The organism is Streptomyces sp. NPDC047841, assembly GCF_040704085.1.
GTDB lineage: Bacteria > Actinomycetota > Actinomycetes > Streptomycetales > Streptomycetaceae > Streptomyces > Streptomyces argyrophylli.
On the sequence record NZ_JBEYRP010000017.1, the window covers coordinates 12,372 to 35,378 of the forward strand.

A 23,007-nucleotide genomic window follows, 5' to 3' on the forward strand; every position below is an offset into this window, starting at 1 on the left:
CAGTGGCTGCTGGTTCAGGAGTCCTGTTCCGGGGCGTCGAACAGGTCGACGAGCTGTTGCTTGATGCCGATGACGGTCGGCGACTGGAAGAGGCGTCGGAGGCTGATGCGCACTCCGGTCACCGACTCCACCTGGTTGACGAGCTGGATGGCGAGCAGGGAGTGCCCGCCGGCCTCGAAGAAGCCGTCGTGGATTCCGACGCGTTCGACGCCGAGCACGGTGGCCATGACCCCGGCGATCTCCGCCTCGATCTCGTCCCTCGGGGCGGTGTACCGGGCCGTGCTGTCGCCGTCGTTGCCGGGAGCGGGCAGCGCCGCGTGGTCGACCTTGCCGTTCCGGTTGAGCGGCAGTTCGGGCAGGACGGCGAACGCGGACGGCATCATGGCCCGCGGCAGGCGTTCGGCGGCCCACTCGCGCAGCGCTCCGGCGTCCACGGTGGCGCCGGGCGCGGGCACGCAGTAGGCGGCCAGGCGTTTGTCGCCGGGGGTGTCCTGCCGGACCACCACCGCGCAGGCCCCGACCGCGCCGTGGGTGAGCAGTGTGGCCTCGATCTCGCCGAGTTCGACCCGGACGCCGCGCAGTTTCACCTGACGGTCGATACGTCCCAGCAGGTCCAGTTCGCCGTCCGCGGTGAACCGGCCGAGATCGCCGGTGCGGTACATCCGGCCGCCGCGGAACGGGTCGGCGACGAAGCGCTCGGCGGTGAGGTCGGGCCGCCGGTGGTAGCCGCGACCGACGCTGTCGCCGCCGAGGTACACCTCGCCGAGCACGCCGGCGGGTACCGGGCGGCGGTCCGGGTCCAGGACGTACACCGTCTGGTTGACCATGGGACGGCCGGCGAGGACCGGTCCGGCGGGGCCCGTGCGCGGGGCCCGCCAGTAGGTGGTGTCGACCGAGACCTCGGTGGCGCCGTACAGGTTGACGAGGTCGCCGGGGAAGCGTTCGGTGAACCGGCTCACCAGCGTCGGCTGGAGCGGTTCGCCGCTGGCGAAGGCGTACCGCAGGTGGGTGCAGTCCCCCGGTCGTACCCGGGTGACGAACAGGTCCAGCAGGCTGGGCACGAAGTGCAGGCCGACGACGCGGTGGGCGCGCATCAGGCGGGACACCTCGGCCATGTCGAGCCGGTCGGAGCCGGGCACCAGCACGACCGTGGCGCCCTGCCAGAGGGGCCAGAAGATCTCGTACGCCGAGACGTCGAAGGACAGCGGCGTGGCCTGAAGGAATCCCTCGCCCTCGGCGAGCGGGAACGCGTGCTGCATGCCGGCCAGGTAGTTGACCACTCCGCGGTGTTCGATGCGGACGCCCTTGGGGCGGCCTGTGGAGCCGCTGGTGTAGATCAGGTAGCACAGGTCGCCGGGGTCCGCGACGGGGTCCGGTGTGTGCGTGGGCAGGGTGTCCGGCAGGTCGGTGGGCCGGTCCACGTGGAGCAGGTCCAGGCCCTCCGGCAGCAGGGGGGCGTGCGCGGTGTCGGTGACGACCATCGGCGCGCCGGAGTCCGCCACCAGGTACGCCAGCCGCTCCGCCGGGTGCTCCGGGTCGAGTGGCACGTAGGCGGCGCCGGCCTTGAGGATGCCGAGCAGCGTCCACACCATGGCGGGCGAGCGTTCCAGGCAGACGCCCACGGGTACGTCCGGGCCGATGCCCGGTACGGCGCGGAGGCGGTGGGCGAGGCGGTTGGCCCGCTCGTCGAGCTGGCGGTAGGTCAGGTTCTCGGTGCCGCAGACGACGGCCACCGCGTCCGGGTTCCGCGCCGCCCGCTCCTCGAACAGCCCGTGCAGGGTCGCCGTCGGGACGGGTGAGGCGGTGTCGTTCCATTCGGTGAGGATGCGGTGCCGCTCGTCCGCGTCCAGCATCTCCGCCTCGGACAGCGTGCTGTGCGGGCGAGCCGTGGCCGCGGCCAGCAGGTTGGTGAAGTGGCCGGCCATGCGGCGCGCGGTGTCCTCGGTGAACAGGTCGTCGGCGTAGACCACGGCGCCGTCCAGCGTGCCGTCCGCCGCCTCCGCGAGGTACATCGACAGGTCGAACTTGGCGTTGCGGACCGGCATCTCGACGGGTTCCGCCGACAGGCCCGGCAGGTTCCAGGCGTCCGCGCCCGGTGCGTTCTGCAACGCGAACATCGTCTGGAACAGCGGGTTGCGGGACAGGTCTCGGTCGGGGGCGAGTTCCTCCACGAGGCGTTCGAAGGGCAGGTCCTGGTGGTCGTAGGCGCCGAGGGCGGTGTCCTTGACCCGGTCGAGGAGTTCGGCGAACGTCGGGTCGCCGGACAGGTCGGTGCGCAGGACGAGGGTGTTGACGAAGAAGCCGATCAGGTCCTCCGTCTCGGCGCGGTTGCGGCCGGCGATCGGGGTGCCCACCGCGATGTCCCGCTGTCCGCTGTAGCGGGCCAGCAGCAGCTGGAAGACCGCCAGCAGGGACATGAACAGGCTCGCGCCGCTCTCGGCGGACACCGCGCGGGCACGGGCGGCGACCTCGGCGGGCACCGAGAACCGGACCACCTCGCCCCGTCCGCCGCGCTCCGCCGGCCGGGCGTGGTCGGTCGGCAGCTCCAGCGGCTCCAGGCCGTCCAGGCGTTCCCTCCAGTAGGCGAGTTGGCGCTCCAGCGGCGCCCCGGACAGCCAGGAGCGCTGCCACACCGCGTAGTCGGCGTACTGCACCCGCAGCGGGCCGGGCCCGGACGCGCCGGACCGGTCCGCGACGGCTTCCGCGTACCGGGCGGACAGCTCGCGCACCAGCACGCCCACCGACCAGCCGTCGAAGGCGATGTGGTGCACGGTGACCGCCAGGACGCACTCCTCGTCGGCCAGCCGCACCAGCAGCGCGCGCAGCATCGGTCCGGTGCCGAGGTCGACCGGCCGCAGTCCGTCCTCGCGCAGTACGTCCGCCAGGGCGGCCTCGCGGGTGGTGGCGTCCTCCACCCCGCGCAGGTCCCGTACCCGCATCCGCACCGGCCGCGCCGGGTCGACCAGCTGCACCGGCGAGCCCGCGGCGTCCGTGCCGAACCGGGTGCGCAGGATCTCGTGGCGTGCCACCACCGCGGTGAACGCGGCGTTCATGGCGTCGATGTCCAGGGGGCCGCGGATGCGGAAGGCGAAGGGCAGCAGGTACTCGGCCCGGCCCGGCTCCAACTGGTCGAGAAACCACAGTCGTTGCTGTGCGAAGCTGAGCGGCGGCGGGCCGCTGTCTCGCGGTGCCGACGGGATGCGGTCGGCACCGGTGCCGTCCAGTTCCGTGACGGCCTCGGCCAGCAGTGCCGGGGTCGGAGCGCCGAACAGCGTGCGCACCGGGACATCGGCGCCGAGCCGCCGGCGCAGCCGCGACACGACCTGGGTGGCGAGCAGGGAGTGGCCGCCCAGTGCGAAGAAGTCGTCGTGCACGCCGATCCGGTCGACGCCCAGCACCTCGGACCACACCTCGGCCACCGTGCGTTCGGTGTCCGTGCGCGGCGCGGTGTACTCGGCGTCGAGTCCGGACCGGTCGGAGGCGGGGGCGGGGAGCGCCCGGCGGTCCGTCTTGCCGTTCGGGGTGAGCGGGATGCGCTCCAGCGGCACGAAGGCCGTGGGCACCATGTAGTCCGGCAGGTCGCGCCGGAGGTGGGCGCGCAGCGCGTTCACGTCGAGGGATCCCACGGGCACCACGTACGCCACCAGCCTCTGCGCTCCCGGGACGTCCTCGCGCAGCATGACGGTGGCGCCGGTGACCTCGGGGTGGGCGAGCAACGCCGTCTCGACCTCGCCCAGTTCGACGCGGTAGCCGCGCAGCTTGACCTGGTTGTCCGCGCGGCCCACGAACTCCAGTCGTCCGTCGGGCAGCCAGCGGGCGTGGTCTCCGGTGCGGTAGACGCGCCGGGGGGCGCCGTCGACGTCGACGACGGTGAACTTCTCGTCGGTCAGCTCGGGCCGGTTGAGGTAGCCGCGGGCCAGTCCGGGGCAGGCGATCCACATCTCCCCCGGCACTCCCACCGGCACCGGCCGGCCGTGGCGGTCGACCACGAAGACCTTGGCGTTGGCGACCGGACGGCCGATCGGCACCCGGTCGACGGGCCCGGTGATCCTGGCGGTCGTCGCCTCCTGCGCGGCCTCCGTGGGTCCGTAGCCGTTGACCAGGGGAACCCTGCAGTGCCGGAACCACTCCCGGACCTGTTCCCGCTGAAGCGCCTCGCCGCCGAGCCGGACCAGCCGCAGCTCCGGGCCCAGCGCGTCGGGTCCGTCCAGGTCGGCGGCGAGCGCCCCGAACGCCGAGGGCGTGAGCCACGCCACCGTGACCCGGTGCTCGCGCAGCGCTTCCGCGAGCCGGCCCGGGTCCCAGGCGTCGTCGCGCAGCACCAGGCAGGCTCCCGAGATCAGCGGGGCGAACAGCTGGCCCACCGACGAGTCGAACGCGATCGAGGCGAACTGCAGGACCCGGTCCTGTGGGGTGAGCCCCAGTTCACGGCTCGTCTCCCGCATCCGTGCGCGCAGTGCGCCGTGGGTGATCTGCACGCCCTTGGGACGGCCGGTGGAACCGCTGGTGTAGATCACGTAGGCCACGTCGTCCGGACCGGCCTGCGCCACCGGACCGGCGGCGGCGGTGTACGGCTCCTCGGGCCAGGACCCGTCCAGCAGCAGCGCCTGCGTGTGGGCGGGCAGGCGGCCGGTGTGCGCGGCCTGGGTGACGACCAGCGGGGCGCCGCTGTCCTCGACCATGTAGGCGAGCCGGTCCGTGGGGTACGCGGGGTCCAGCGGCACGTACGCCGCCCCCGCCTTGTGGATGCCGAGCAGGGCGCACACCATGTCGGTACCGCGGTTCAGGCAGACCGCGACCAGGGTGCCCGGCCCCGCACCGCGCTCGCGCAGCCGGCCGGCGATCCACTCGGCCCGCTCGTCGAGCTGCCGGTAGGTCAGGCGGTCGGCGCCGCACGTCACGGCCGGCGCGTCGGGGTGGCGGACGGCCCGCTCCCCGATCAGCGCGGTGACGGTCAGCGTGTCCGGGGCGTCGGTGTCGGCGCCGTTCCACTCGCCGAGGATCGTCCGGCGCTCCGCGGCGGTGAGCATCTCCAGTTGGGACAGCCGGGCGTCCGGGGTGGCGCAGGCGGCGGCCAGCAGCGTCTCGAAGTGTCCGGCGAGCCGCACCATCGTGGCCTCGTCGAACAGGTCGGTGGAGTACACGACGGTGCCGTCCAGAGCACCGTCGGCGGCCTCGGTGGCGTAGAAGGTGAAGTCGAACTTGGAGTCCTGGGCGGACACGTCGAGCTGCCGCACGGTCAGGCCGGGCAGCTCCCACGACCGGCTGTCAGGGGTGTTCTGGAGGACGAACATCGTCTGGAACAGCGGGTTGCGCGACAGGTCCCGCTGCGGTGCCAGCTCCTCCACCAGGCGTTCGAAGGGCAGGTCCTGGTGGTCGTAGGCGCCGAGCGCGGTCTCCTTGACCCGGTCGAGCAGCTCGGTGAACGTCGGGTCACCGGACAGGTCGGTGCGCATGACCAGCGTGTTCACGAAGAAGCCGATCATGTTCTCGATCTCGGCCCGGTTGCGGCCCGCGATCGGGGTGCCGACCGCGATGTCCTCCTGGCCGCTGTAGCGCGACAGCACCAGCTGGAAGACCGCCAGCAGGGTCATGAACAGGCTCGCGCCGGTCTCCTTGGAGATCCTCCGGGCGCCGTCGGCGGTCCGCGCGGGCACGCGGAAGGTGAGCATGGCGCCCTTGCCGCTGTGCCGCGCCGGGCGCCGTCGGTCGGTGGGCAGCTCCAGCGGTTCGGTGCCGGCCAGCCGGCCGCGCCAGTAGTCCAGTTGCTCCGCCAGTACGTCGCCGGTGAACCACTGGCGCTGCCAGACCGCGAAGTCGGCGTACTGCAGGGGAGGTTCGCACAGGTCGGCGGTCCTGCCCGCGACCCGTGCGCCGTACAGCTCGGTCAGCTCCCGTGACAGCACCCCCGCCGACCAGCCGTCGAAGGCGATGTGATGCACCGTCAGCGCGAGGAGGTGCTCGTCGTCGGCCAGCCGGATCAGCAGCGCGCGTACCACCGGTCCGGTGCCGAGGTCCATCGGGCGGAAGCCCTCGGTGTCCACCAGCGCGGTGGCGGCCTCCTCGCGCGCCTGCTCCCCGGCGACGGATCGCAGGTCGTGAACGGCGAGGGGCAGCGGCCTGGGCGGGTCGACGACCTGGCCGGGGTTGCCGTCCGCGTCGCTGACGAAGCGGGTGCGCAGCACCTCGTGCCGGGCCACCAGCTCCGACAGCGACGCACGCAGCGCCGGGACGTCCAGCCGGCCACGGATGCGCAGTCCCATGGGGATCAGGTATTCGGCCCGGCCGGGCTCCAGCTGGTCCAGGAACCACAGCCGGCGCTGCGCGAACGACAGCGGCAGCGGGCGCCCGTCGCGGGGTGTGCGGGGTATGGCCGGAGCGTCGTCCGGAGCCCCGGCCGCCACCAGGGCGCCCATAGCGTCCGCCACCTCCCCGGCGTCGAAGTCGGAGGACTCGAACAGCCGGCGGGCCCTCAGCAGGGCCTCCTCCGCGAGGAAGGACGCCACGGCCCGGACCGTCAACGGCTCGGGCAGCGGTTCCGCGCCGAATTCCGAACCGAATTCCTCCGCGATCCGGCGGGCCATTTCCTTCGCCTGCGAGCGGGTTCCGCCCAGCTGGAAGAATTCGTCCTCCGCCGCCGCCACCTCAGTGCCGATCACCGCATTCCACACCGCGGCGACGCGGGCTTCGGCCGGGGAGAATCCGCCCTGCTCGGCCACCTGTCCGGAGGCCGCGGCCACCATCGGATTCGTCGTCATGTGTCCACCAGTTCCTCGTCGTCGACCATTCGCGAAAGCCCTCGGAAACTCAGCCGAATCCGATGCTCGCAGAGCGATCTTGGAGAGATAACTGGTTACTTCTGCCCGCCGGACGTGGACACTTCTGCCCCCTCGGGGATGGCCACGGGGAGGTGCGCCCGCCGGGCGGAGTCGCGCGTGTCGGGGAGGCGGGCGCAGGAAGCGGGCGGCCGGCCGGGGCGGTCCCACCGCCCCGGCCGGCGCCGGTTCCGTACCGCGGCTCAGGCCACCGCCCCGGCCGCCTCCGCTCCGGGCAGGGAAGCCGTACCGGCCGCATTCCCGCTCTCGGGCGTGGTGCCGACGGGGCTCGTGTCGGACACCGTCCGCTTGCGCATGCCCGCCCACTCCCGGTTCAGGGCCGGCACGCCGATGGCGACGAGGTAGAGCCCGCCCACGATCCACAGCGCACCCGAGGTGCCCGCCACCGTCACGAGCCCCGCGCCCAGCAGCCCACCGAACGGGATGCCCGCCCATGTGACGGCCTGGGCCAGCGTCTTGACCCGTCCCAGCAGCGGCGTGGGGATCAGCTCGTACGTCACGGCCCCGACGATCGGATTGACGAAGCCCGACCCCAGGCCGCCCACCGCCAGGACCGCCAGTACCAGCCACAGCGGCGCGCCCGTGGCCATGGCCGCGAAGCGCGGGACTCCGCCCAGCGTGAAGCCGATCAGGTAGACGGCACGCCGGGGCAGCCGCTCGCCCACTCCCGCGGCCACCAGCGCGGCGAGGATCGATGTCGCGGCGAAGACGCTGACCACCAGCCCCACGGCCTCCGCGCCGTTGCCCGTCTCCTTCGCCCAGACCGGCAGCAGCACGGACATGAACGCCTGGTCGAGCAGGTTGGTGACGGCCAGCATGCCCACGATGGACCGCAGCAGTTTCGCGTCGCGCAGGAACACGGCGCCCTGGCGCAGCCGCGACAGGTAGCCCTCGGCCTCCTCCACCGGCGTCTCGTGCGGCTCGGGCGCCGGGTCGCTGAGGGTGGTGGAGACGACCAGCGCCGACACGCCGAACAGGCAGGCGGTGATCCACAGGGCGTAGAGACTGCCGAAGGAGGCGACGACCACGCCGGCGATGGCCGGCCCGATGGTGGTCGCGGTCCGCTCGACCGCCGCTGACAGGCCGGTCCCCCGTTCCAGCGGCACCCGGGCCGCGCGGGTCGCCGCCGGCACGAAGAGCCCCTTGGCCCCGTTGGCCGGGCCGTCCGCCGCACCGACCACGGCCAGCAACCCCAGCAGCAGGCCGAAGGACAGGTGTCCCGTGAGGTACAGCAGCGGAGCGGTGGCCGTCGCGACGGTGGAGGCCAGGTCGCCGGCGACGCTGATGCGCTTGGGGCCGAGGCGGTCGATGACCGGCCCGGCCAGCGCCTGGGCTATCACGTACGGCACTATCTGGCAGAAGGCGACCAGGCCGGTCTTGCCGACGCTGCCGGTCGTCGTCAGGACGAACCAGGGCAGGGCGATGGAGAGCACCCGGTTGGCCGACAGGGCCGCCGCGTTGGCCGAGAGCATGCCGACCAGTCCGCGCAGGACCCGGGGCCCGTCGGCCGGGGCGTCCGGGGAGGGCGTGCGTGTGCCGCTGTGGGCCGCCTGCTGGGCGGCCGCGTGCCGAGAGGTCATCTTTCTCACTCCGAGTCCGGGGGGTGGGAGACGTGCCGGTCCGCACTGGTGGGGAACAACTGGAACTGGAAGGCGACCCGTGCCGCGCCCTCGGGCAGCGGCGAACCCGCCGTCCGCGGCGCGGAGTTGCGCCGGCGGAGCAGCCGGTGGATGTCCGCCGACAGCTCTTTGGCCTCGGCGGGGGTGAGTGTGAGCACGTAGTCGCCGAAGTCCTGGGCTTCGCGCCACTCCGGCGGCAGCGAGGCGGTCGCTTCGACGGCGGCCGTCATCGCGTCGGACCAGACCCGGCTGAGGGCTTGCAGGTACGCGATGCCGAGACCCTCACCGCCCGCCAGCACCGAGTCGTCCGGTACGACCGTGTTGACGTGCGCGGCCTGCCACCAGCGTTCACGGCGGCCGCCGCCCTGTGCCGGCGCCTCGACGATGAACCCGTACTCGGCGAGCTGGCGCAGGTGATAGCTGGTCGCGCCGGTGTTCTGGTCCAGCCTCCGGGCGAGCGTGGTCGCCGTGGCCGGGCCCTCCGTCCGCAGAACCGTCAGGATCCGCACGCGTAGCGGATGCGCGACGCCCCGCAGGTTGCGGGCGTTCAGCTGGACCTGGGAGGGCTGTTCGAGGTGTTCCATGGCTCCAAGCTAGCTTCGCACAGACTTCTTTGCAAAGAGTTCTGTGCACAGATTTCTCTGCACAGCGGCTATGGCTGATATCCGTCGGTGCGTGGCTTGTTGGCGGCGTCGGCACGGAACCCTGTCCGCCTGAGGCGGACCGCCAAGCCGGCCCGCTCCCCTCCGCATACGCTCCACGCGGAGCTCGTCAGTCGCCGCTCCCGGAGCGGTCGACGCGGTAGAGGTAATGGGTCCGGTCGTCGACCGGGTTGTCCGGCTCCAGGTCGCCGACCGCGATCCGGCGGAACCCCGCGCGTTCCAGCGCCCGCCACGAAGCGCGGTTGGCGGCCACCACCGGGACGAGAACACACGGGGCGGCGGGGTGCTCCTCCCAGGTCCGCACGATGACGGCACGGATCATCGCCGTCCCCAGGCCCCGGCCGGTCTGACGGGGATCGCCGACCAGGTAGTCGATGGTCATCGCGCCGTCAGGTACGGGGACGAGGGCCGCCAGCTCGGCCAGGTACTCCGGGTAGTCGAGCAGGCGTGCCCGTTGTACGAGACCGACCGGACGGCCTTCGAGGAGTGCGAGCAGGTCCTCCGAGGGCTCCTGCCCCCTGGCGGCGGGGCCGAAGTCGCGCGCCACCTCTTCCACCGTGGTCCCGTGGTTCCACACCAGCGCTTCACGTGGGGCTGCTCCAGCCACGTCCGCAGCAGCGGGAAGTCCTGCTCCCGGACCCGTCGCCACGTGATCACCACAAGGCCGCTCCCCCGACGCTCCGCCACGGCCGGCACGCTCCCCGCCAGGGGAGCTCATGCACCCCTGGCCTCGCCGGGCCTACGGTTCGGCGCCGGTGACGGTTCGGCGCCGGTGACGGCGCCGAAGACACCAGGTCTTCTCGCTCCGGGAGCCGCAAACCGAAAATCCCACGTTTGTATGAGCGCGGACGGTACAGACGAGGAGCTAACACAGTCTTTATACAGCGAGACGGAGACACATCATGAGCATCCTCGCGTGGATCATCATCGGCCTGCTCGCCGGCGCCATCGCCAAGGCCATCATGCCGGGCAAGGACCCCGGCGGCATCATCGTCACCATGCTCATCGGTGTCGCCGGCGGCCTGCTCGGCGGCTGGCTCGGCAAGGTCATCTTCGGCGTTGACTCCGTCGACGGGTTCTTCGAACTCTCCACCTGGATCGCCGCGATCGTAGGCTCCCTCATCCTGCTCGCCCTGTACCGCGTCTTCACCGGCAACCGCCACTCGCACCGACACGCTTGATCCAACTGAGGCCGCGCGCGGTCGAACCGCTCCGGATGGCTCCCCCGATAGGCCGGGGGAGCCATCGGCGTGTTCAGGCGGACCGGCCGGCAGGATGTCCGGGAAGGGGCGCGGCACGCGGACGGCTCACCGTCCCGGGTCCGTGAAACAGCGTCTCTTGCCCGGTGTGCAGAAGTTGGCTCACTGTCCATCGGTGGAACCCTGGTCGTATGAGCAAGACAGCGCTGATCGTCATCGACATGATCAACACCTACGACCACAAGGACGCCGACCAGCTGATCCGCTCGGCGGAACCGGTCGTGCCGGTCTTGACCGATCTGCTGCGGCGCGCACGCGGTCGCGGGGTGCCGGTCATCTACGTCAATGACAACTTCGGCGAGTGGCGTTCTCATCACGGCGAGTTGCTCGACCGGGCCCTGGCCACTCCTCATGCCCATCTCGTCGAGCCCGTGAAGCCCGACGAGGACTCGCTCTTCGTCCTGAAGGCCCGCCACTCCATCTTCTTCGAGACACCGCTGCACTACCTGTTGCAGCAGCAGGGCATCGACCGGCTGGTGCTCGCCGGCCAGGTGACCGAACAGTGCGTGCTGTACTCGGCCCTGGACGCACACATCCGGCACTTCGACGTCATCGTTCCGCACGACGCCGTCGCGCACATCCACGAAGACCTCGCCCAGGCCGCACTGCGGATGATGGAGCGCAACATGGGTGCGCGGGTGTGCGAAAGCCGGGAACTCTGGGCGTGAAGCCGGGGTGCCAGGACTGATCGCCTGGTCCCCTGGCCCTGCACGCTGCCGTTCGCACACTCCCCAGTGCCGAGAGCGACCGCCCGGTCACGGACAGCAGATTGCCCACTCCGCGCACATACACGCACACACACCCGTGCGTCCCCGGGTCGTTGCCCGAACCTTCCGGCGGAGATCAAAGACGTAACGCGCCCCAGCTCCGCCCTACTCCCGAACGGGCTGCCCCCTTCTCTGCGACATCTCTCACGGTCCAGGACTCGCGCTCATCAGACAGATCTGTCTAGTATGAAGCAGGTTCACTTACCAGACCGAGAGTGAGAGTCATGAGAAGCACGACGCAGCGACCCGCCTCCGAGGCCATCCCGGTCAGGCGGTCCCCCGCTCACGGAGCCCCGCGACGCAGGGGCCTCGGGCCCATCGCCTCCCTCGGACTCCTGGCCTCGATCCTCGTGTCGCTACTGGCCTCGTCCAGCGCGCCGACCCCCCTCTACGCGCTCTACCAGGCGCGCTGGGGGTTCTCGCCCATCACCGTCACCGTCGTCTTCGGCGTCTACGCGGTGGCCGTGCTGGTCGCGCTCCTGATCTTCGGCAAGATCTCCGACCACGTGGGCCGACGGCCGGTGCTGTTCGCGGCCCTGGTCGGCCAGACGGCGGCCATGGCGGTCTTCATCACCGCCGGCGGCGTGGACGCGCTGCTGGCCGCCCGCGTCGTCCAGGGGCTGAGCACCGGGGCTGCGGTCGGCGCGCTCGGCGCCGGAATGCTCGACCTCGACGCGCGCAGGGGCGGCTTCCTCAACTCCTTCGCGCCCACGATCGGGACCGCGAGCGGTGCCCTGGTCTCCGGGCTGATCGTGCAGTACCTGCCGGCCCCGACGCACCTCGTCTACTACGTGCTCCTCGGTGTGTTCGTCGTGCAGGCGCTGGCCGTGACCGGCCTGAACGAGACCGTCGGCCGCAAGCCGGGCGCGCTGGCCAGCATGGCCCCCGAGTTCAAGCTGCCCAGGTCCGCTCGCGCGTCGGTGGCGATCGCCGCACCGGTGATGTTCGCCGTGTGGGCGCTGACCGGCCTGTACGGCGCGCTCGGACCGGCTCTCATCCGCACCCTGGTGCGCTCCACCTCCGTGGTGTGGGGCGGGCTGCCCCTGTTCGTGCTCGCCGGCTCCGCCGGTCTGGCCGTCGTCCTGCTGCGCAAGGCGGCGACGCGGAGCGTCATGCTGATCGGCATCGGTTCCCTGGTCGTCGGCGTGGTGATCACCCTGGTGTCCATCGGCTCCGGAACCGGCGGCACCCCGTCCGTGGTCGGGTTCTTCATCGGCGGCGCGATATCCGGTTTCGGCTTCGGCAGCGGGTTCCAGGGGGGCATCAGGCTGGTCGTGCCGCAGGTGGAGCCGCACGAACGAGCCGGGGTCCTGTCCCTTCTGTATGTCGTGTGCTACATGGGGCTCGGCGTGCCGGCGGTGATCGGCGGGGTCCTGGTCGTGCACGGCGGCGGCCTGGTGCGGACGTCCTGGGAGTACGGCATCGCCGTCATCGTGCTGGCCCTCGCGGCGCTGACCGGTCTGGTGCTCAGCGGCCGCCGGGTGGAGCACGTCGCGGTCGTACGCCCCGAAGCCGCTTCCGTCTCCGTCCCGGAGGCGGCACCCCTGGCACAGACCGGCTCCCAGGGGTGAGACGGGGTCCGCGCTAGGATAGACAGGTCTGTCTGAGAGGGTGATGGTCATGACGGGCAGGACCGCGATCAAGGTGTCCGCGCGTGAGCGGCTGCTGGAGGCGGCTGACGAACTCTTCTACCAGCAGGGTGTGCAAACGGTCGGCATCGACCGTGTCATCGAGCACGCCGGTGTGGCGAAGGCGTCCCTCTACAACACCTTCGGCAGCAAGGAAGGGCTCGTCTGCGCCTACCTGGAGCAGCGCTTCGAGCGCTCACGGAATCGGATCACCCGGACCCTGACGCGCTTCCGCACTCCTCGTGAGCAGATCCTCGGTGTCTTCGACGCACTGGGCGAGGCCTTCACCGACCCGGGGTACAACGGGTGCGCGTTCGTCCGGGCCAGCGCCGAGACGGCCGAGGACAGCGCCGTCCGCCGCACCGCCGAGCACTATCGGTCCTGGCTGCGCGAGCTGTTCACCGATCTGGCCACCACGTGCGGGTACGCCCAGCCCGAGGAGCTGGCCCGACAGCTCCTGCTGCTCTACGACGGTGCGGGTCAGGCCGCGCGGATGGATCGTGACCCCTCCGCCGCGACGACCGCCCGCGGTGCGGCCGCGGTCCTGCTGGAAGCGGCGCCGCTCGCCGGCTGACCGGACACCCGGTCTGCCGGACGGGCTCACCTACGCGTACTGGGACGGGTCCGGCCCGTTGCCGGGTGACCCCGCCGAGGTCCGCTTCCTCGTGGGCCCGCCGGTCCCGGGCGCCGAACGGGTGCTGCGCCCCGTCCTGCCGCGGATGCGCAACCTGGAGGTGCTCCAGCTGCTCAGTTCCGGCTACGACCACATGCTGCCGCTGCTGGACGCGATACCACCCGGAACCCGGCTGAGCACCGGGCGCGGCGTGCACCGCGAGGCCACCGCCGAACTGGCGGTCACCCTGCTGCCGGCCCTGTCCCGGGGACTTGACGTGTTCGGTGCCCGCCAGGCCGAGGGGACATGGCAGCCCGAGTACCGCACCTCGCTGGTCGGCAAGCGCGTCCTGGTCATCGGCTACGGCGCCGTCGGCGCGGCGCACGTGCCCGCTTCCCGGCACTGACCGCGCCTGCGGCCACCCGGCCGGGGCCGTGACGGCCGAGCGGGACGGGGCCGCGGCGCGCGAGTGCCGGCGCGGCCGGCGCCTTGCCCGCCGCGCTTCCGCACTGCCGGCCGACTAGCGGACCCCTCGCTTACTTGACACGTCAAACATGCAGCCGAATACTTGACCCGTCAAGCAATGTCGGGCGCCCGACAGCCGGAGCCCGGGCTGAGGAGGATCATGATGGCCACGTCCTTCGACATCGGGCTCAACTCCTTCGGAGAGGTCGCGACGGACGACGGCCGTGTCCTCGGCGACGCCGAGACGGTACGGCTCCTGGTCCAGGAGGCCGCGCTCGCCGAGGCCGCGGGCATCGACGTCTTCAGCGTCGGCGAGCACTACCGCGCGGGCCACGTCGACAGCGCCACACCGGTCCTGCTCGCCGCCATGGCGACAGCCACGGAACGCATCCGGCTCGGCACGTCGGTGACCGTGCTCAGCACCAACGACCCGGTGCGGCTCTACCAGGAGTTCTCGACGCTGGACGCGGTGTCCGGCGGCCGGGCGCAGCTGGTCCTGGGGCGCGCGTCCGCCACGGAGTCCTTCTCGCTGTTCGGCTACGACATGGCCGACTACGAGCAGCTCTTCGAGGAGAAGCTGGAGCTGTTCATGCGGCTGCAGCGCGAGGAGGCGGTGACGTGGTCGGGGACGTTCCGGTCGCCGCTCACCGAGCAGCGGCTGATGCCCCGGATGCGGCCCGGCGGGATCCCGACCTGGATCGGCGTGGGCGGCAGCCCCCACTCCGTGCTGCGCGCCGCCCGCTACGGCCTGCCCCTGATGCTGGCCGTCATCGGCGGGCGCCCGCAGCGCTTCGCCGGTCACGTCGATCTCTACCACCGGGCACTCCAGCAGTCCGGGCACGGCCCGCGACCGGTCGGCCAGCACTCCCTGGGCCTCGTCGCCGACACCGACGAGGAGGCGGTCGAGACCTGGTGGCGGTACTGGGAGCCGGTCGTGACGGCACTGGCCGAGGAACGCGGGTTCTACGCCCCGACCCGCGCACGCTTCGAGGCGGAACTCGCCGACGGCGCGCTCTACGTCGGGTCCCCGGAAACCGTCGCCCGCAAGATCGCCCGCACGGCCCGTGATCTGCACCTCAGCCGCTTCGACCTCAAGTACGACATCATGCGCCTGCCCCGGCAGGCCCGCGCCCGCACGATCGAGCTGCTGGGCCGCGAAGTCGCCCCCCGCGTGCGGGAACTGCTCAGTGCGGAGGCCGCCCGTGCCTGATCCGGTCACCGACGTCCGCACGATCGGCATCCTGGGCGCCGGGAAGGTGGGAACCGTACTGGCGCGGCTCGCGGTGGCAGCCGGCTACCGGGTGCTGATCGCGGGCTCGGGCGGGGCCGACGCCATCGCGCTCACCGTGGAGGTCCTCGCCCCCGGTGCGGTCGCGGTCACCGCGCAGGAGGCCGCGGCCCGGGCCGACGTGACGATCCTGGCCCTCCCCCTGGGCAAGTACCGCAGCGTCCCGGTGGAGGCACTGCGCGGCAGACTCGTCGTGGACGCCATGAACTACTGGCCGGAGGTCGACGGCGTTCGCGACGACTTCACCGACCCGCGCACGTCCACCAGCGAACTGGTCCAGGCGTTCCTGCCCGGCTCCCGCGTGGTCAAGGCGTTCAACCACATGGGCTACCACGACCTGGAGGACGAGGCCCGGCCCGCCGGGGCGGCCGACCGCAAGGCGATCGCCCTCGCCGGTGACGACCCCGACGACAGGGCCACGGTCGCGCACCTCGTCCACGCCCTCGGCTTCGACCCCGTCATCGCCGGCCCGCTCGCCGACGGCGTACGGCTGCAACCGGGCACCGAACCCTTCGGCGCCGACGTGAGCGCCGCGGAGCTGCGCGCCATGCTCGACCGCTTCCCCGCATCGGAGCCGGGCCGCGCCGTCGGCAGCGCCCGCCAGGGCTTCGTCAGCGGAGGAAGCCCTCGTAACTGTGCTGTTCGATCTGGCTGTTGATCTGCTTGACCGTCTCCAGGCCGACGCTCACGATGATCAGGATGCTGGTGCCGGTCAGCTGGTTGGCACCGCCCAGGCCGGCGAACGCCACGGTGGGCACCAGCGCGATCAGGCCCAGGTACAGCGAGCCCGGCCAGGTCAGCCTGTTGAGGACGTAGCCGAGGTACTCGGCCGTGGGCCGGCCGGCCCGGATGCCGGGGACGAACCCCCCGGCCTGTCTGATGTTCCCCGCCACTTCCTCCGCGTTGAACGTGATCGCCACGTAGAAGAAGGCGAAGAACACGATCAGCAGGAAGTAGGCGACGACGTAGAAGGGATGGTCGCCCCGGACGAAGTTCCGCGTGATCCACGCCGCCCAGCCCGAGTCCGAGTGCGAGAACTGTGCGATCAGCGCCGGGATGTAGAGCAGGGACGAGGCGAAGATGACGGGGACCACACCGGCCTGGTTCACCTTGAGCGGGATGTACGTCGCCGTCCCCCCGTACGACCTGCGTCCCACCATCCGCTTCGCGTACTGCACCGGGATCCGCCGCTGGCCCTGCTCCACGAACACGACCAGGGCGACCATGACCAGGCCGACGAGGACCACGCTGCCGAAGCTGAGCCATCCGCCGGCGATCTCACCCTGCTCCTTCACGGCCCACAGCGCCCTCGGGAGCGTGGAGGCGATGGAGACGAAGATGAGCAACGACATGCCGTTGCCGATCCCCCGGTCGGTGATCAGCTCCGCGAGCCACATCACGCAGGCCGTCCCCGCGGTGACCGTGAGCACCATCACGACAGCAGCGAGGACGGAGGTGTCCGGAACGATGCCCGACGCCGTCCGGCAGGCGGGGAACAGGGCGCCGCTGCGGGCCGTGGCGACGAGGCCCGTGCCCTGCACGAGGGCGAGCCCCACCGTCAGATAACGCGTGTACTGGGTGATCTTCCCCTGCCCGGCCGACCCCTCCTTCTTCAGGGTCTCCAGTCTCGGCACGACCACGGTCAGCAACTGCAGGATGATGCTCGCCGTGATGTAGGGCAGGATGCCCAGGGCGAACAGCGTGATCTGGAGAAGTGCCCCACCGCTGAACACGTTCGCCAGTCCCAGCAGGCCGCCGCTGCCCGACGCCTGGTCCACACACCTCTGCACGTTCCCGTAGTCCACCCCCGGAAGGGGGACGTGTGACCCCAGGCGGTACAGCACGATGACACCGAGCGTGAAGACGGTCTTCTTCCGCAGATCAGGAGTCCTGAACACCTGGACGAAGGCGCTGGGCAAGGTTCCTCCTTCGTCCTGCGTCAGTCGCGGAGACGAAGGACGGGGGTGAGCGCACGGCGAGTCCGCGCCCACCACCATGCTCGAACGGGTGAACCGGTCCGGCAACCGGAGAGCAGCCGGGCGCCGGCCCCGGAAGACACGTGTCGACGCGGGCGGCGAACCCCGTGCGGGCGCCGGCCGACGCGTGGAAGAATCGGCGCCCCCTGGTGCCGCCCGTCCCCGGGCGGGGTGTGCGGCGGCGGCGCGGGGGTGGGGCGAGGTCCTGAGCCAGACGGTCACCGATGTACGGTCGGACCGGCGGAGGGGCGCGGCGAGGGGCCGAAGGAACCGAGAGGGCGGGGGCGGGCGGGATGACGAAGGTGCGGTACCCGGACTCGTCCGTACCGACGTCGCGCCGGTCCCTGCGTCGGCAGCGGGTGGCCGAACTGCGGGCCCAGGGCCGGTACGGTCCCGAGCTGCGCGAGGTCCTCCCCTCCTTCGTGGGCCTCGGCCTGGTGCTGCTGACGCTCCTGCTGCTGGCCGGCCCTCTCAGCCGCGCGCTCGGGGTCACCGGCCTGCTGACGTGCGCCCTCCTGTCCGTGACGGCCGCCCCGGCGGGCCTGCGCCTGCGCCGGAGGGTCCTCCGCCGGCGTCGCGGCCGTTACACCGCCCAGGAACTCGCACGGCTGGACGACCGCGGGCTGGTGGAGGCCACCACGCGCATGCTGGAGCGCGACGGCTGGCGTGTGGCCGATCTGAGCCTGCGCAAGGGGGACATGCACCTGTACGCCCGGGACCGGCACGGTCGCGCGCTCGACGTCAGGTTCCGTCCCGCCGCGCCGGCCGACGAGGACGCCGGCTGGCCGGAGACCGTGCGGGAGACGGTCCGGCCCGGCGCGGAGCGGCCCGGACGGCTCATCGTCCACCGCGGTGCCTTCAGCCGGGCCGAGGCGCGCTGGGCGTCCCGGCAGACCGACGTCCGCCTCGTCGACGGCCGGCGGTTGCGCCGCTGGGCGGCCGGCACACCGCTGGACAGCCTGGGACGCAGCCGCTGACGAGCGGGGGAACTGGACGCCCGAGCGTTGTAGTCGATCGGTCGTATAATGGCGTCATGGGACGGACAAGTGACGCCAGGAAGAAGATCCTCGACGCTGCGCAGTCACTCATCGAGCTGCGTGGCTACTCGGCGCTGGGCGTGGCCGAGATCTGCAAGGCCGCCGGGGTGCCGAAGGGCAGCTTCTACTACTTCTTCGAGTCGAAGGAGGCCCTCGCCCTGGCCGTCCTCGACGAACACTGGGAGACCCAGCGCGGTCAGTGGACCCGGGTCCTGCAGGGCGACGGCGCACCGCTGTCGCGGCTGCGCCGGCTGTTCGAGGAGACCGAGGCCGGCCTGCACGCCGGTCAGCAGAGCTGCGGGACCGTCTCCGGGTGCATGTTCGGCAATCTCACGCTGGAGCTGAGCAACCAGACGGAGCCCATCCGCGAACGCCTGCAGCACATCTTCGACGCCCAGGTGGAGATGGTCGAGAAGGTCGTCACCGAAGCCCAGGAGCGTGGGGAGGTCTCGGCCGACGACGCACGAGAGGCCGCCCGGTCGATCGTGGCACAGCTGGAGGGCCAGGTGATGTTCGCCAAGCTCTACAACAGCACCTCGACGCTGAACGGGCTCTGGGCCAACTGCCTGGCGCTGCTGAACGCCCGGCCGGCCGTGGCCGCGGCCTGACGGCACGACGGGACCGAACGTCCGAGTACGACGGCGGCCCCTGGTCACCAGGACCAGGGGCCGCCGTCGTACCTCCGAAAGCCCTCGCGCCGTCACGGTGAGACGGTGCGCCCGCACGGACCAAGGCATAGGGTGTGCCTCATCCGTTCTCCCGTGTCTCGTCCGACCCCGGTGAAGACACACCGCATGGCCGGGACGGCCACCTCCTCCGCGCGCAGGCGCATACCGGCGGAAAGCGCCTCTCGCTCCGAACGACAGCGAGCGGCTCCGGCCGACGAGGCACGGCCAAGCCCCAGGAGCAGTGATGAACGATGTCTCCCGCGCTTACGACGTCATCGTCATCGGAGCCGGCCCGGCCGGCGAGAACGTGGCCGACCGCACCCGGGCCGCCGGGCTGAGCACGGTCATCATCGAACACGAACTCCTCGGAGGTGAGTGCTCCTTCTGGGCCTGCGAACCCAGCAAGGCGCTGCTGCGGCCGGTGATGGCGCGGGCCGACGCCCGCCGGGTCCCCGGCTTCCGTCACGCGGCGGACGGGCCCCTGGACGTTCCCGCGGTGCTCGCGCACCGTGACACGATGGCCGAGCACTGGAAGGACGACGACCAGGTCGACTGGCTGGACTCGGTCAGCGTGGACCTGATCCGCGGCCACGGCCGGCTCACCGGCGAGAAGCAGGTGGTGGTGGAGACGCCCGAGGGCGACACGGTCCGCCTCACCGCCCGGCACGCCGTCGTCGTCGCCACGGGCACCGGCGCGGCCCTCCCCGACCTGCCCGGACTCGACTCGGTACGTCCGTGGACCAGCCGTGAGGCGACCAGTTCCTCCGAGGTACCCGGGCGGCTCCTGGTGGTGGGCGGAGGTGTGGTGGCCGTGGAGATGGCCACCGCCTGGCAGGCCCTCGGCTCCCAGGTGACCGTGCTGGTCCGCAGCGAGGCCGGACTGCTTCCCCGGATGGAACCGTTCGCCGGTGAACTCGTCGCGGAGGGCCTGCGCGAGGCAGGGGTGGACGTCCGCCTCGGCACCTCGGTGATCTCCGTGACGCGCCAGGAGCCCGCCGGCGAGGTCAGGGCCGAACTCAAGGACGGCACCGAGACGACCGCGGACGAGATCCTGTTCGCCATCGGCCGCACCCCGCAGACGGGGAAGCTGGGGCTGGAGACCATCGGACTGACGCCCGGCGACTGGCTGCGGGTGGACGACACCTGCCGGGTGACCGCCGTCCCCGACGGCTGGCTCTACGCCGTGGGTGACGTCAACCACCGGGCGCTGATGACGCACCAGGGCAAGTACCAGGCGCGGATCGCGGGCGCCGTCATCGGCGCACGCGCGCGGGGCGAGACCCTCGACGAGACCAAGTGGGGCGCTCACACGACCACCGCCGACCTCGTGGCCGTTCCCCAAGTCGTCTTCACGGACCCCGAGGTCGCGTCCGTGGGCCTCACCACACGCGAGGCCGCACGCACCGGACGCCGGGTCGAGGTCGTGGACTACGACATCGGACTGGTCGCGGGTGCGCGTCAGTACGCCGAGGGCTACCGGGGCACGGCCCGCATGCTGCTCGACGAGGAGACGGGCGTCGTCCTGGGAGTCACCTTCGTCGGCCCCGGCGTAGGGGAACTCCTGTACTCGGCGACCGTCGCGGTGACGGCCGAGGTGACCGTCGACAGGCTCTGGCACGCGGTGCCGGCCTTCCCGACGATCAGCGAGGTCTGGCTCAGGCTGCTGGAAACCCACCGCCACCGGGGCACCGCGGAACCCTGTTGAACGCCTTCCCGCCGCCTCATGGACGACGGCGACCGGGACGTCGCCGAAGTCCGGTGTTCCACGGCGCGGGCGCCGCCGACGGAGCCGGAGGGACGCGGTCCCGGGCTGCGGCGCGCTCCGAGGTGACCTCGCGAAAACGGCCGCGGGACGAGCCTCACCGGCTCGTCCCGCGGCCGTACCGCGTGGAGGGCGGCCTCACCGCCCCGTGGTGCTCAGACTTCCGCGCGCTTCGGCAGCCGCCAGTTCGGGCGCGGGAAGTGGCAGGTGTAGCCGTCCGGGTAGCGCTGGAGGTAGTCCTGGTGCTCCGGCTCGGCCTCCCAGAACGGGCCGGCCGGGACGACCTCGGTCACCACCGATCCCGGCCACAGCCCCGACGCCTCGACGTCGGCGATGGTGTCGAGCGCGACGCGCCGCTGCTCCTCGTCGAGGTAGAAGATGGCGGAACGGTAACTGGCCCCGATGTCGTTGCCCTGCCGGTTCTTCGTGGTCGGGTCGTGGATCTGGAAGAAGTACTCCAGGATCGCGCGGTAGTCGGTGACGGTCGGGTCGAAGGTGATCTCGATCGACTCGGCGTGGTTCCCGTGGTTGCGGTACGTGGGATGGGCCAGGCCGTCGTCGCCGCTGTAACCGACCCGGGTGCGGGTCACACCGGGGAGTTTGCGGATCAGTTCCTGCACGCCCCAGAAGCAGCCGCCGGCCAGCAGCGCCCTTTCCTCGATGTCGGTCATCAGTTCTCACCCTTCCCCTCCCCCAGCGACCGGAGGAGTTACTGCACCACTATGACGCATAACTCGTCACCTGTCAAATAGGTGACGCTCGGCAGGATCGGGCATCGCGAGGCGGGAACCGCGTCAGTCGAGCTTCGTCACCTGGTAGTGGGAGACGTACCAGCGGTCGGCCACCCGCTTGAGCACGACGCCGAGAGTGACGTGGAGGGCCGGCCGGTCGGTGAAACCGAAGTCGACGTCGAGATACCCGAGCAGGACGTCGTCCGCCAGGCTCCGCGTCTCCAGCACCCGGTACTCGGCGGTCAGCCCGATCGGCTGGGATTCGTAGTACGCGGCGACCCCCGGACGGCCGACGCTGTAGGGGTGGAGCCCCTGGAAGACGGCGTCCTCGGTGAAGAGCGCCGCGGCCTTCTCCGGCTCGTGCGCGTCGACCGCGGTCTTCCACTGGTCCATGACGCCACGCAGGATCGCTTCCTGCGCTGCTGTGCCGCTCATCGGTTTCCTCCTCTTGCCGGCAGGGCGCGCGGGGGAGCGCGCCATGTGGTGTCAGGCGGTGGGACCGGTGGGGCCCGGGTCGTTGGGGTGTGACTGCAGGGGGGTGATCTCGGCGGTCATCCACGGCCACAGGGGCAGGGTGCCGAGCACGTTCTCACGCAGGTCGGCCTCGTCGTCCGCGCGCCACACGCCGATGCTGCGCAGTTCCCCGACCGGGCGCCACAGCCGGAAGAGGTGTCCGGTGGCGGCCAGTTCCCGGGCCCGGACGGATTCGGCCGCGCGTCGCCGGTCGACCTCGGCGGGGTCGGTGCCCTCCGGCACGGTCGTGGTGAGCACGACCAGGAATTCCTTCATCGTCGTTCGTCCTCTCTCGGTACTGCGGGTTGCGATGCATATCGAAGAACAGGGTGGGCCGGTTACAGCCGGCCGGCTCGGCACGCGCCGGGCGTTCCGGTCAGGCGGCGGTCCGGAGGGCGGCGGCGATCTTCACGACGCGTTCGGCCTGGATGGCGGCGGCGAGGCGGGTGACCTCACCCACGGGCTTGGTGCCCTGGCCGTCGGCGTGGGAGGTGCCGTAGGGGTTGCCGTCGACGAACTTCTGCGGGTCGGTGAAGCCCGGCGCGACGATGATGCCGCCGAAGTGGTGGACGGAGTTGTACAGCGCGAGCAGGGTGGACTCGTGGCCGGCGTGGTCCGTGGCGGTGGAGACGAAGCCGCTGTAGACCTTGTCCGCGAGCTTGCCCTGGGCCCACAGGCCGCCGAGTGTGTCGATGAACTGCTTCAGCTGCGAGGAGACGTTGCCGAAGCGGGTCGGCGTGCCGAAGACGACGGCGTCGGCCCACTCGATGTCCTCCGGGGTGGCCTCGGGGATGTTCGCGATGGCGGCGTGGTTGGCGGCCCAGGCCGGGTTGGAGTCGATGGCGGCCCGCGGGGCCAGCTCGGCCACCTTCAGCAGGCGCACCTCGGCGCCCGCCTTCACACCGGCGTCGTGCAGCTCCTTGGCGATCTCGGTGATCGTGCCGGTGGACGAGTAGAAGACGATGGCGAGCTTGATCGGAGCGGACACAGGACTTCTCCATTTCGAGGGACTGCGTCGACCTGTTGAGTCGACCGGTCACCTAAGCTAGACGACCGGTCTACTTCCGTCAAACAGCGCTCGGGAAGAACTGAACGAGCCGATGTCCGGGGAGTCCCGGGCTCCCTACCGTGCTTCAGGCCGCGCAAGCCGGTCGTGCACTGCTGTGCCCCAGGGTGCCGCTCA

General features: G+C 71.5%; 19 protein-coding genes. 10 read left to right on the forward strand and 9 right to left on the reverse strand.

What is annotated here, in order from left to right; all coding sequences use genetic code 11:
- Window positions 1-14: 14 nt before the first annotated feature.
- The 4 genes from AB0947_RS27750 to AB0947_RS27765 form a co-directional block, all read right to left on the reverse strand.
- Entirely contained in the window at window positions 15-6,758 is a 6,744-nt protein-coding gene (locus AB0947_RS27750) for an amino acid adenylation domain-containing protein (RefSeq protein ID WP_366753057.1), read from the reverse strand.
- 260 nt (window positions 6,759-7,018) lie between these two features.
- The gene (locus tag AB0947_RS27755) at window positions 7,019-8,416 is read right to left on the reverse strand and encodes an MFS transporter (RefSeq protein ID WP_366753058.1); all 1,398 of its coding nucleotides are present in this window, start codon (window positions 8,414-8,416) and stop codon (window positions 7,019-7,021) included.
- Between the two features lie 5 nt (window positions 8,417-8,421).
- Window positions 8,422-9,039, reverse strand: a complete 618-nt coding sequence (locus AB0947_RS27760; protein ID WP_366753059.1) for a helix-turn-helix domain-containing protein — start codon at window positions 9,037-9,039, stop codon at window positions 8,422-8,424.
- A gap of 187 nt (window positions 9,040-9,226) precedes the next feature.
- Entirely contained in the window at window positions 9,227-9,694 is a 468-nt protein-coding gene (locus AB0947_RS27765) for a GNAT family N-acetyltransferase (protein WP_366753060.1), read from the reverse strand.
- Window positions 9,695-10,019: 325 nt separating this feature from the next.
- Here AB0947_RS27765 and AB0947_RS27770 point away from each other — a divergent pair, with 325 nt between their 5' ends.
- The 7 genes from AB0947_RS27770 to AB0947_RS27800 all read left to right on the forward strand — a co-directional run bounded on the left by AB0947_RS27770 (window position 10,020) and on the right by AB0947_RS27800 (window position 15,795).
- Window positions 10,020-10,298 carry a GlsB/YeaQ/YmgE family stress response membrane protein gene (locus AB0947_RS27770; RefSeq protein WP_366753061.1) on the forward strand — a complete coding sequence of 93 codons (279 nt, stop codon included), beginning with the start codon at window positions 10,020-10,022 and terminating at the stop codon, window positions 10,296-10,298.
- 209 nt (window positions 10,299-10,507) lie between these two features.
- Window positions 10,508-11,044, forward strand: a complete 537-nt coding sequence (locus tag AB0947_RS27775; RefSeq protein ID WP_366753062.1) for an isochorismatase family cysteine hydrolase — start codon at window positions 10,508-10,510, stop codon at window positions 11,042-11,044.
- Window positions 11,045-11,367: 323 nt separating this feature from the next.
- Window positions 11,368-12,714, forward strand: coding sequence for an MFS transporter (locus tag AB0947_RS27780; RefSeq protein WP_366753063.1), 1,347 nt, complete (start codon window positions 11,368-11,370; stop codon window positions 12,712-12,714).
- A gap of 49 nt (window positions 12,715-12,763) precedes the next feature.
- Window positions 12,764-13,345 carry a TetR/AcrR family transcriptional regulator gene (locus AB0947_RS27785; protein WP_366753064.1) on the forward strand — a complete coding sequence of 194 codons (582 nt, stop codon included), beginning with the start codon at window positions 12,764-12,766 and terminating at the stop codon, window positions 13,343-13,345.
- Between the two features lie 58 nt (window positions 13,346-13,403).
- On the forward strand, window positions 13,404-13,790 hold the full coding sequence (locus tag AB0947_RS27790) for a hypothetical protein (RefSeq protein WP_366753065.1): 387 nt from the start codon (window positions 13,404-13,406) through the stop codon (window positions 13,788-13,790).
- Between the two features lie 219 nt (window positions 13,791-14,009).
- On the forward strand, window positions 14,010-15,059 hold the full coding sequence (locus AB0947_RS27795; protein WP_366753066.1) for an LLM class flavin-dependent oxidoreductase: 1,050 nt from the start codon (window positions 14,010-14,012) through the stop codon (window positions 15,057-15,059).
- Window positions 15,052-15,795, forward strand: a complete 744-nt coding sequence (locus AB0947_RS27800; RefSeq protein ID WP_366753067.1) for an NADPH-dependent F420 reductase — start codon at window positions 15,052-15,054, stop codon at window positions 15,793-15,795. Before AB0947_RS27795 ends, AB0947_RS27800 begins: the two co-directional genes overlap by 8 nt.
- Here the strand turns inward: AB0947_RS27800 and secY are convergent.
- Complete coding sequence (secY, locus tag AB0947_RS27805) at window positions 15,749-17,056, reverse strand: preprotein translocase subunit SecY (protein WP_366753068.1); 1,308 nt, start codon at window positions 17,054-17,056, stop codon at window positions 15,749-15,751. The genes AB0947_RS27800 and secY overlap by 47 nt on opposite strands.
- Before the next feature lie 350 nt (window positions 17,057-17,406).
- Between secY and AB0947_RS27810 the strand changes: the two genes are divergently transcribed.
- From AB0947_RS27810 to AB0947_RS27820, 3 genes are all read left to right on the forward strand, one after another.
- Window positions 17,407-18,090, forward strand: coding sequence for a hypothetical protein (locus tag AB0947_RS27810; protein WP_366753069.1), 684 nt, complete (start codon window positions 17,407-17,409; stop codon window positions 18,088-18,090).
- Window positions 18,091-18,146: 56 nt separating this feature from the next.
- Window positions 18,147-18,758 carry a TetR/AcrR family transcriptional regulator gene (locus tag AB0947_RS27815; RefSeq protein WP_366753070.1) on the forward strand — a complete coding sequence of 204 codons (612 nt, stop codon included), beginning with the start codon at window positions 18,147-18,149 and terminating at the stop codon, window positions 18,756-18,758.
- A 304-nt stretch (window positions 18,759-19,062) separates the two neighbouring features.
- On the forward strand, window positions 19,063-20,523 hold the full coding sequence (locus AB0947_RS27820) for an NAD(P)/FAD-dependent oxidoreductase (protein ID WP_366753071.1): 1,461 nt from the start codon (window positions 19,063-19,065) through the stop codon (window positions 20,521-20,523).
- 212 nt (window positions 20,524-20,735) lie between these two features.
- Here AB0947_RS27820 and msrA read toward each other — a convergent pair whose 3' ends face one another.
- From msrA to wrbA, 4 genes are all read right to left on the reverse strand, one after another.
- Window positions 20,736-21,251 carry a peptide-methionine (S)-S-oxide reductase MsrA gene (msrA, locus tag AB0947_RS27825; RefSeq protein ID WP_366753072.1) on the reverse strand — a complete coding sequence of 172 codons (516 nt, stop codon included), beginning with the start codon at window positions 21,249-21,251 and terminating at the stop codon, window positions 20,736-20,738.
- Between the two features lie 123 nt (window positions 21,252-21,374).
- Window positions 21,375-21,746, reverse strand: coding sequence for an SgcJ/EcaC family oxidoreductase (locus AB0947_RS27830; protein WP_366753073.1), 372 nt, complete (start codon window positions 21,744-21,746; stop codon window positions 21,375-21,377).
- A gap of 51 nt (window positions 21,747-21,797) precedes the next feature.
- The gene (locus AB0947_RS27835) at window positions 21,798-22,100 is read right to left on the reverse strand and encodes a muconolactone Delta-isomerase family protein (protein ID WP_366753074.1); all 303 of its coding nucleotides are present in this window, start codon (window positions 22,098-22,100) and stop codon (window positions 21,798-21,800) included.
- Between the two features lie 100 nt (window positions 22,101-22,200).
- Window positions 22,201-22,812 (reverse strand): NAD(P)H:quinone oxidoreductase, encoded by a 612-nt coding sequence (gene wrbA, locus AB0947_RS27840; RefSeq protein ID WP_366753075.1) that lies wholly within the window; start codon window positions 22,810-22,812, stop codon window positions 22,201-22,203.
- Window positions 22,813-23,007 lie beyond the last annotated feature (195 nt).